This is a genomic window from Actinomadura verrucosospora (assembly GCF_039540335.1).
GTDB classification, from domain to species: domain Bacteria; phylum Actinomycetota; class Actinomycetes; order Streptosporangiales; family Streptosporangiaceae; genus Spirillospora; species Spirillospora verrucosospora.
On record NZ_BAABEV010000086.1, the window covers coordinates 1 to 8,982 of the forward strand.

At 75.5% G+C, this 8,982-nt stretch carries 11 protein-coding genes and 2 tRNA genes; 9 read left to right on the plus strand and 4 right to left on the minus strand.

Annotated features, from left to right (window positions below):
- On the minus strand, positions 1-204 hold a 204-nt coding region (locus tag ABD944_RS41685), incomplete at its 3' end, for an aldehyde dehydrogenase family protein (protein WP_345187689.1).
- Positions 205-567: 363 nt separating this feature from the next.
- Between ABD944_RS41685 and ABD944_RS41690 the strand changes: the two genes are divergently transcribed.
- Both ABD944_RS41690 and ABD944_RS41695 read left to right on the plus strand, forming a co-directional pair.
- A tRNA-Cys gene (locus tag ABD944_RS41690) sits at positions 568-640 on the plus strand.
- Between the two features lie 41 nt (positions 641-681).
- Positions 682-754, plus strand: a tRNA-Arg gene (locus tag ABD944_RS41695).
- A 51-nt stretch (positions 755-805) separates the two neighbouring features.
- Here ABD944_RS41695 and ABD944_RS41700 read toward each other — a convergent pair.
- Together ABD944_RS41700 and ABD944_RS41705 are read right to left on the minus strand one after the other, a co-directional pair.
- Complete coding sequence (locus ABD944_RS41700) at positions 806-1,270, minus strand: hypothetical protein (protein ID WP_345187691.1); 465 nt, start codon at positions 1,268-1,270, stop codon at positions 806-808.
- A 176-nt stretch (positions 1,271-1,446) separates the two neighbouring features.
- Positions 1,447-2,172, minus strand: a complete 726-nt coding sequence (locus ABD944_RS41705; protein ID WP_345187693.1) for a TetR/AcrR family transcriptional regulator — start codon at positions 2,170-2,172, stop codon at positions 1,447-1,449.
- A gap of 94 nt (positions 2,173-2,266) precedes the next feature.
- On the opposite strand from ABD944_RS41705, the gene ABD944_RS41710 reads away from it, so the two are divergent.
- Together ABD944_RS41710 and ABD944_RS41715 are read left to right on the plus strand one after the other, a co-directional pair.
- Complete coding sequence (locus ABD944_RS41710) at positions 2,267-3,322, plus strand: ATP-binding cassette domain-containing protein (protein ID WP_345187697.1); 1,056 nt, start codon at positions 2,267-2,269, stop codon at positions 3,320-3,322.
- Complete coding sequence (locus ABD944_RS41715) at positions 3,319-4,146, plus strand: ABC transporter permease (RefSeq protein WP_345187699.1); 828 nt, start codon at positions 3,319-3,321, stop codon at positions 4,144-4,146. The genes ABD944_RS41710 and ABD944_RS41715 overlap by 4 nt, the downstream gene beginning before the upstream one ends.
- 75 nt (positions 4,147-4,221) lie before the next feature.
- Here ABD944_RS41715 and ABD944_RS41720 read toward each other — a convergent pair whose 3' ends face one another.
- Positions 4,222-5,109 (minus strand): helix-turn-helix transcriptional regulator, encoded by an 888-nt coding sequence (locus tag ABD944_RS41720; protein WP_345187702.1) that lies wholly within the window; start codon positions 5,107-5,109, stop codon positions 4,222-4,224.
- A gap of 255 nt (positions 5,110-5,364) precedes the next feature.
- Here ABD944_RS41720 and ABD944_RS41725 point away from each other — a divergent pair, with 255 nt between their 5' ends.
- The 5 genes from ABD944_RS41725 to ABD944_RS41745 form a co-directional block, all read left to right on the plus strand.
- Positions 5,365-6,381 (plus strand): zinc-dependent alcohol dehydrogenase family protein, encoded by a 1,017-nt coding sequence (locus ABD944_RS41725; RefSeq protein ID WP_345187705.1) that lies wholly within the window; start codon positions 5,365-5,367, stop codon positions 6,379-6,381.
- A gap of 25 nt (positions 6,382-6,406) precedes the next feature.
- Positions 6,407-6,814: a (R)-mandelonitrile lyase gene (locus ABD944_RS41730; RefSeq protein WP_345187707.1), complete on the plus strand. Its 408-nt coding sequence runs from the start codon at positions 6,407-6,409 to the stop codon at positions 6,812-6,814.
- 25 nt (positions 6,815-6,839) lie between these two features.
- Entirely contained in the window at positions 6,840-7,220 is a 381-nt protein-coding gene (locus ABD944_RS41735; RefSeq protein WP_345187709.1) for an SDR family NAD(P)-dependent oxidoreductase, read from the plus strand.
- Between the two features lie 206 nt (positions 7,221-7,426).
- Positions 7,427-8,437: a hypothetical protein gene (locus ABD944_RS41740; protein WP_345187711.1), complete on the plus strand. Its 1,011-nt coding sequence runs from the start codon at positions 7,427-7,429 to the stop codon at positions 8,435-8,437.
- A 117-nt stretch (positions 8,438-8,554) separates the two neighbouring features.
- On the plus strand, positions 8,555-8,982 hold a 428-nt coding region (locus ABD944_RS41745), incomplete at its 3' end, for a hypothetical protein (protein ID WP_345187713.1).

An 8,982-nucleotide genomic window follows, 5' to 3' on the forward strand; every position in this document is an offset into this window, starting at 1 on the left:
GTAGGTGCGGGCCGCCCAGTCGCGCTGTGCGGCCGCCGCGGCCCGCGCCGCGCGTCCCGCGTCCGCCGCGCGGGCCTCGCCCAGGGTGCCGAGCGTCCCGCCGGTCGCGGGCTCGGTCACCTCGAACACGCCGCCGTCCCCGGCCGCCGCCCAGCCGCCGTCGAAGATCTTCCCGGTCCACGCACCAGGGTCGAGCAACGCCATCGTTCCTCCTCGCAAAGGGGGCCCGCACAGAAACTCCCACCCTCGCCAGGCGCGGCGCACGCCGGACATCATCGTTCCGCTCAGTGGAAACCCGCCGGGCGGAAAACCCGTTGCGGCGCCTCCCCGCGCAGGGCAGTCTGATCGCACGGCACCCGCACGGGCCCTGCGAGGACGGGCCCCGGCGTTGGAAGGGAGGGACGGGACATGACCCGATGTCGCCGCGCACGCACCGCGCCCCGGCCCCGTCCCGCCGGCCGGACGCCCCGCTGACCCCGGCGTCCCCGTCCGCTCCCCGCGAGAGGGCGGCGCCGTATCTCTTCTCTCCGTATCCCCTTCTCCGGTCCGCGAGGGCCGGTCCCCCGTGACGCCGTGGCCGAGCGGTTCAGGCGGCGGTCCGCAAAACCGTCTCACGTGGGTTCGAATCCCACCGGCGTCTCCCGTCCCGCCCCCGCTGTCACCCTGGGGGCGGGACCCCGACTCCCCGTAGCTCAGCGGACAGAGCGCCGGCCTCCGAAGCCGGAAGCCGCAGGTTCGATTCCTGCCGGGGAGACGCGGCCGCACCCCGCCGCGCGCCGGGGTGAGCGGCCCGGCCGCGCGCAGGTCAGCGGCCCCCGAACGCTTCCGCCCCGAGCGCCGGGCCCGGCGCGGGCGGCCACACGAACGCGTGGGCGTACCAGGCGCCCGCGTCGCCGCGCACGGGCCGCCTGCCGTAGGTGACGGCGATCGCGGCGACGTTGCGGCCGCGCTCGGTTTCCCCGCCCACCTCCCCGCCGGGCGCGTCGCCGGGGCGCAGGATCTCGCCCAGCAGCAGCCGGACCGGCTCGTGCAGCTCCAGCCGCAGCACCAGCGACCCGCTCCGGCTCGCCCCCGCCCGCGCCACCGCGTCCTGGATCAGCGGCGCCAGCCGGTCGGTCAGGCTCGCCGACGCCGGGCCGAGCCCCCACACGCGCAGGGCGCCCTGCACGATCCCGCGGATGCCGGCCACCGCGGCCCGCCCGCTCGGCAGCGGCCACCGGCCGCTGTGCAGGGCCGGTCGCGGAGTCTCCTGGGTGGGAACGACGGTCATGTGCCCCTCCGATCACGAACGAGCTGCGGGCTTTGAGCCCCCCGGGCCGGCCGCGCCGGCCCGAACGCAATCGTCACCTCGCCGGGTTCGTGCCCCGCCCGCCCCCGCTCATGCGCCCCCTCCCGCCGATCGCCGCCCCGCTCGACCGGGCCGCCCGACCCGAGGGGGCGGGGCGGTCAGGAACGGGCGGGCAGGGCGCCGGCGATGCAGTCCAGGACGCGTTCCAGCCCGTACCGGAACTGCTCGTCGCCGGACATGTGGGGCAGCCGCGCGTCCTTCACGATCCGCTCGAACATCGGGTACCTGCCGGTGTCGAGCAGCTCGCGGACGTAGGGGGCGCTCTGCATCATCCAGCGCTCGGGCGTCATCCCGCTCTGGCGCATCTCGCGCATCCACTCGATCTCGCCGCGCACCGTGCGCTCGACGTAGCCGTTCAGCATGTCCAGCAGGATGAGGATGTCGTCGATCGGGATCCCGACGTCCAGGGCGCCGGAGGCGAACTCCAGCAGCCGCAGCCGGTTGGGGCCGAACGTGGCGCGCGGCCGGTGCAGGCCCACCAGCCAGGCGTGGCCGCTCCACACCGCGCGGGTGTTCTCGGCGATCAGCGTCAGGTCGGCGCGCCAGTCGCCGCTCGGCCGGTCGGGGATGTCCATCTCCAGCAGGACGTGGTCGACCATCAGGTCGATCAGGTCGTCGCGGGAGGGCACGTAGCGGTACAGCGACATCGCGCCGGTGCCCAGGTCGGCGGCGATGCGGCGCATCGAGGCCGCCTCCAGCCCCTCGGCGTCGGCGATGCGGATCGCCGCCTCGGTGATCTGGGCGCGGCTGTAGGCGGGGCGCGGCCCCCGGCCCTGCCGCTCGGGGACCGACCAGATGCTGACGTGCTGCTCGCCGCCTGTCAACGGACCTCCTCGTGACTCTCCCGAGCATCCTAGTTGCGTACGTCGTACTCAGTTGTCTACCGTAGCTGCGTACAACGTACCCAGAGGAGGGGTTGTGACCGACGAACCGATCGTGTTCGCCGAGGGGCTGCGCAAGCGCTTCGGCGACACCCAGGCCCTGGACGGCCTCGACCTGGCCGTCCCCGCCGGCACGGTCTGCGGGGTCCTCGGCCCCAACGGCGCGGGCAAGACCACCGCCGTGCGGATCCTGGCCACGCTCGCCGACGCCGACGCCGGGCACGCCCGCATCGCCGGCCACGACGTCGCCCGCGACCCCGACCGCGTCCGCGCCCGCATCGGCCTGGCCGGCCAGTACGCCGCCGTCGACGAGAAGCTCACCGGACGCGGCAACCTGCGCATGTTCGGCCGCCTCTACCACCTGCCCCGCCGCGAGGCCCGCCGCCGCGCGGACGAGCTGCTGGAGCGGTTCGGGCTCGCCGACGCCGCAGACCGGCAGGTCGCCGGCTACTCCGGCGGGATGCGCCGCCGCCTCGACCTGGTCACCAGCCTGATCCTGCGGCCCCAGGTGCTGTTCCTGGACGAGCCCACCACCGGCCTGGACCCCCGCAGCCGCGGCGAGATCTGGGACGCCGTCCGCGGCCTGGTCGCCGAGGGCACCACCGTCCTGCTCACCACCCAGTACCTGGACGAGGCCGACCGGCTCGCCGACGACATCGCCGTCGTCGACCACGGCCGCGTCATTGCCACCGGCGCCCCCGACCGCCTCAAGGCCTCCGTCGGCGACCGCCTCGACGTCGTCCTGGACGACCCCGCCGCCGCCGGCCGCGCCGCCGCGCTCCTGCGCACCCTCACCGGCAGCCACCCCGCCCTGGAAGGCGAACGCCTCTCGGTGCCGCTCACCGCCGGCTCGGTGCGCCTGGCCGACGTCGTCCGCGAACTCGACCGCGCCGGGATCACCGTCGGCGACGTCGGGCTGCGCCGCCCCACCCTCGACGAGGTGTTCCTGCGCCTCACCGGCAGCACCCCCGCCACCCCCGCCACCGGCACCCCCAGCACCCCAGGCCCCGACACCCCTGAAACCGACACCTCCGAGACGGGCGCGGTCCGCGCCGCCGAGCCCGCCGAGCGCAGCCAGGAGACCGTCCGATGACCGCCCTCACCGCCCCCGACTCCCGCGCCGGACGCCTGCGCTGGGCCCTCGCCGACGGCCTCACCCTCATCGGCCGCGAACTCGGCCGCATCCGCCAGGAACCCGGCGAGCTCATCGCCGCCCTGATCTTCCCCGCGGTCATGGTCGTGCTGTTCGGGTACGTGTTCGGCAGCGCCATCTCCGTCCCCGGCGGGGGAAACTACCGCGAGTACCTGATGCCCGGCCTGTTCGCCATGGTCACCTTCACCTCCACCATGGCCGTCACCATGCGCGTCGCCACCGACGCCTCCCGCGGCGTCATGGACCGGTTCCGCTCCATGCCCATGGCCCGCTCCGCCGTCCCGTTCGGGCAGACCGGCGCCGAGATCCTCAACGGCGTCCTCGCCATGGTCATCATGGCCGCCGCCGGTCTGGTCGTCGGATGGCGCGCCCACAACGGCCTTTGGCAGACCGCCGAGGCCTTCCTGCTGCTGGCGCTGATGCGGTACGCGCTCAGCTGGGCCGGCTGCTACCTCGGCCTGGTGGTGAAGAACGAGCAGACCGCCGACCAGCTCATCCCCCTGGTCTTCCCGGTCACCATGCTGTCCAACTCCTTCGTCCCCACCGGCGGCATGCCGAAGGTCCTGCAGGTCATCGCCGAATGGAATCCCGTCAGCGCCCTCACCGCCGCCTGCCGTGAACTGTTCGGCAACCCCGGCGCGCCCGCCGGCGACCTGGCCTGGCCCCTCGCCCATCCCGTCCCCGCCACGATCGGCTGGGCGCTGCTCCTGCTCGCGGTGTTCGCGCCTCTGTCCGTGCGGACCTACCGGGTCCGCGGCCGCTGACCCCGCCGCGCCTGCCGCCGGACCATCGACGGGTCCGGTGGCAGGCGCGGCGGACGCGTTCCAGTCCGGGGACGGTCAGGCGCCCGAGCGCGGCGCGGGGGAGGAGGTCTGGGGCGTGGCGGCCCACGAGGCGAGCAGGCGCAGGCCCTCCTCGGAGGCGGACCCGGGCTCGGCCGTGAAGATGGTCAGGGTGAGACCCGGCTCGGCGGCCATCTCCAGACCCTCGTAGGCGAGCGTGAGGTCGCCGACGACCTGGTGGTGGAACCGCTTGGTGCCGCTGCCGTGGTGGCGCACGTCGTGGGCGCCCCAGCGGGTGCGGAACCCGTCGCTGCGGGTGGACAGCTCACCGACGAGATCGTGCAGATCCTTGTCGTGCGGGTTGCGGCCCGCCTCGGTGCGCAGGATGGCGACGGTGATGTCGGCGGCCAGGTCCCAGTCGGGGTAGAAGCGGCGCGCGGCGGGGTCCAGGAAGGTGAAGCGCGCCAGGTTCGCCTGGTTGCCGGGAGTGGCGTAGACGTCGTCGTAGAAGGCGCGGGCGAGCTGGTTGGCGGCGACGATGTCCATGCGGCCGTTGCGGACGAACGCCGGCCCCGCCGTGACGGCGTCCAGCGCCCACTGCAGGCTCCGGTGCGGCTTCCACTGCCCCTTGGGGCGGCGGCGGGGACGGGTGAGGGCCTCGGTGCCGTCGGCGGCCTGAGCCAGGTTCAGCAGATGGGCGCGTTCGGCGTCGTCCAGCCGCAGCGCCCGGGCGAGCGCCTCCAGGACCGCCGGGGAGACGCCCGCGAGATTGCCGCGTTCCAGCTTGGCGTAGTACTCCACGCTCATGTCGGCCAGCGCCGCGACCTCCGTGCGGCGCAGCCCCGGCACCCGGCGCCGGGAACCCGGCGGCAGCCCCGCCCGCCCAGGAGTGATCTTCGCGCGCCGCGAGGTCAGGAACTCGCGGACCTCTTCACGGTTGTCCACACCTCGACGTTACGCGCTGCCCGCGGCCGCAGCCATGTACTGCCGGTACACCCTTCGACGGTGCCTCGCTACGCGCTCCGAGACACGGTTACCTGGGAGGCGTGGTGCTCCCGCCGCAGGTCAAGCACGTGACGGCAGGGGCCCCGCGCCCGGCCCCAGCGTGGTTCGCCACCCGGCCCGCCGGGCAAAGGACCGCACCAGGCGCCCGCCCGCACCTCTGGCGCGGCCGCGCCGTGAAAGCAAAGGAACCTTCCCATGCGCGGAGCAGTGATCCACGCCCCCGGCGACATCCGTTTCGAGACCCTGGACGACCCGAAGATCCTCCACCCCGCCGACGCGGTCATCCGCACCGCGGTCACCTGCGTGTGCGGCTCGGACCTGTGGCCCTACCGCGGCGCCGAGCCGACCGACGCGGCCCATCCGATGGGCCACGAGTACGTCGGCTTCGTGGAGGAGGTCGGATCCGAGGTGACCTCGGTGAAGCCGGGCCAGTTCGTCGTCGGGTCGTTCGCGACCTCCGACAACACCTGCGCGAACTGCCGCAACGGCTTCCAGTCGAACTGCCTGAACCGGGAGTTCATGAGCACCTGCCAGGCCGACTACGTCCGCATCCCCAACGCCCAGGGCACCCTGGTGGCCACCGACGGCCCGCCCGACGAGAAGTTCTGGCCGGGGCTGCTGGCCGTCTCCGACGTGATGGGCACCGGCTGGTGGGCCGCCGACGCCGCCGAGGTCAGGCCCGGCTCCACCGCCGTGGTCGTCGGCGACGGCGCGGTCGGCCTGTGCGCGGTGATCGCCGCCCGGGAGATGGGCGCGGAGCGGATCATCGCCATGTCCCGGCACGAGCCGCGTCAGAAGCTCGCCCGCGCGTTCGGCGCGACCGACGTCGTCACCGAGCGCGGCGAGGAGGGCGTGGCCCGGATCAAGGAGCTGACCGGCGGGATCGGCGCCGACAGCGTGCTGGAATGCGTCGGCACCGCCGAGGCGATGCGCCAGGCCCTGCACGCGGCGCGGCCCGGCGGCGACGTCGGCTTCGTCGGCGTCCCCCACGGCGTCGAGCTCGACGGGCAGGAGCTGTTCTTCTCCCACGTCGGCCTGCGCGGCGGCCCCGCCCCCGTGCGCCGCTACCTGCCCGACCTGATCGACCTCGTCCTGACCGGCCGGATCGACCCGGGCCCCGTCTTCGACCTCACCCTCCCCCTCGACCAGGTCGCCGAGGGCTACCGGGCCATGGACGAGCGCCGCGCCGTCAAGGCACTCCTCCAGCCCTGACACCACCCGCAGACAAGGAACGGCCATGCAGATCACGCGAAGCACCATCGACACCGCCAAAGGCCCCGCGGACTGGTTCACCGGCGACGTCTACATCGACGCCGTCGCCGCGGCGCCCGCCCCGTCCCGCGTCAGCGCCAACCTGGTGCACTTCATGCCCGGGGCGCGCACCCACTGGCACCGCCACCCGCTGAGCCAGACCGTCTTCGTCACCGAAGGGATCGGCCTGTGCCAGCGCCGGGGCGGCCCCGTCGAGGTCATCCGGCCCGGCGACCGCGTGCTGTTCGAGGCCGACGAGGAGCACTGGCACGGCGCCGCACCCAACCGGCTCATGGTCCACCTGGCCATCAACGAAGGCGACGCCGACCACGACGTCGTCCACTGGCTGGCCCCCGTCACCGACGAGGAGTACGCCGCCGCCCCGCCCACCTGACCGTTCTCGTCACGAGAGGCACCTCATGAACCCGACCTACGACTTCACCGCCCAGGTCGCCTTCGTCACGGGCGCCTCCTCCGGCATGGGCCTGGCCGCCGCCCGCGCCGCCTACCACGCCACCAAGCACGGCGTCATCGGCCTGACCAAGAGCGCCGCCCTCGAGTACGGCCCGCGCGGCGTCCGCGTCAACGCCGTCTGCCCCAGCACCATCAGCACCCCCATGGTCGACGCCATGGTCGCCGCCGGGGAACTCGACCGCGGCCGAGCCGAAACGGGCCAGGCCATCGACCGGCTCGGCACCGCCGAGGAGATCGCCCAGGCCGTGCTGTGGCTGTGCAGCCCCGGCGCCGGCTACGTCACCGGCGTCGCGCTCCCCGTCGACGGCGGCTACACCGCCCAATGACCCGCCCGACGGCAACGGCTCGGCGGCACGGCTCGGCCCTTCCGGGCCTGACCGTCTGACCAGGGGAGCCGGAACAACCCGCGACGGCACACGAACCCAGTGGGTGAGGGGACGGCTCGGCTGGCCGTCTCTTCCCCCGCGCGGGGGAGCGGTCTCGGCCGCGGCGGGGAGGCCCCGCCCGCCCCGCCGCGGCCACGATCGTCGCCATGGCCACCACGCTCGCCGCCCGCCTCCCGCCGCACGCCCTGGGGCGCCGCCTGCCCGCGGCCGCGCTCGCCTGGGTCACCGCCTACGGCGCGCTGCGCGCGTACTGGGCGGCCGGGCACCGGCCCCACGCCATGTCGCCCATCGGCACCGACCTCGTCGCCTTCACCGGATGGGCGGGCGCCGGCCTGTGCGGGGCCGCCGCTCTCGTGCTGGCGCTCCTCGCGTCCCCGCGCGCCGACCGCCTGCCCCGCGCCGCGCGCCTGGCCCTGGCGGGCGCGGCCTGGGCCGCCGCGGCGTGCCTGGTCGCCTCCGGCGCGATGCTCCTGCTGGACGCGGTCGGCGCGGTCCTGCCCGGCCTGGGCCTGGGGTTCTACCCGCTCGGCGCGCTGTCGCGGGCCGCGGTCGTCGCCGCCGGGGCCATGACGGCCCTGTCCGCCCGCGCCTACACCGCGCGCACCCGCACCGGACCGGCCTGCGGCGCCTGCGCGCGCCCCGCGGCCGCGGCCGGCGCCCTGCCCCGCACACCCGCCTGGGCGTACGCGGCCGCCTACCTCGCCGTCGCCGGATGCCTCACCCGCATCGCCGCCCAGGCCGTCGTCGGGTTCGCCGAGTCGCCGCTGGCCGCCGGCGCCTCGGCGATGCTGTTCGAGGCCGGGTTCGTGCTCGGCGGCTGCCTGCTGCCCCTCGCCCTCGTCCACCCCTTCGGGCGGACCTGGCCGCGCTGGGTGCCCGGCGCGGCCGGGCGCGGCGTCCCGCGCCGGCTGGTGCTGTGGCCCGGCGCCGCGATCTCCGCCGGCCTGGTCGTCTACTTCGGGCTGATGCTGCTGCAGATGACCTGGGAGCGGCTGCACGGCCGCAACCCGTTCCCGCCCGACGGCGGCCTCGACCTGCCCGAGGCGTTCTTCTGGGTCGCCGTCCCCGCCTACTTCGCCTGGGGCGCCGGCATGGCCGCCGCCGCCCGCGCCTACGCCCGCCGCACCCGCACCCCCTGCCCGTCCTGCGGCCGCTGACCCCGGCCCCCGGGGGCGACGTCCCCGCGCGCTGCGGAGCTCGCGGGGACGTCGCCCGGAACTGGCAGCACTGTTCGGCAGTTATGGTGATTTGGGGCGGGATCGCGATGAGGGGGCGTGACCGTGGACGACCACGTGGGCGACAACGACGGCGACAACGACGACCGGCCGACCGGGCTCGACCGCGCCGACCAGGCGGCCGCCCGGCGGGTGCAGGAGATCTGGGACGGCCTGGCGCCGGCCGCCGCGCGCATCGCCACCGCGAGCGAACCGGTCCGCGACGCCGCCCGCGGCGCGGCCGCGCTCGCCGCCGACCGCATCCTGGCGCAGGCGTCCGGGACGCCGGTGATGAGGGCCGCCGAGCAGGCCGCACGGGACGCCGCCGTCAAGGCCGCCCGCGCCGCCGCCGAGCGCGCCGTCACCGAGGTCCGCGCCGCCGCCGCGGCCAACCCCGCCACCGCCGGCGCGTTCGAGGCCGCCGCCGCCGCGATGACCCTCGCCGAGCAGGCCGCCCGCCACCCCATGGCCGCCGCCGCGCGCCGCCT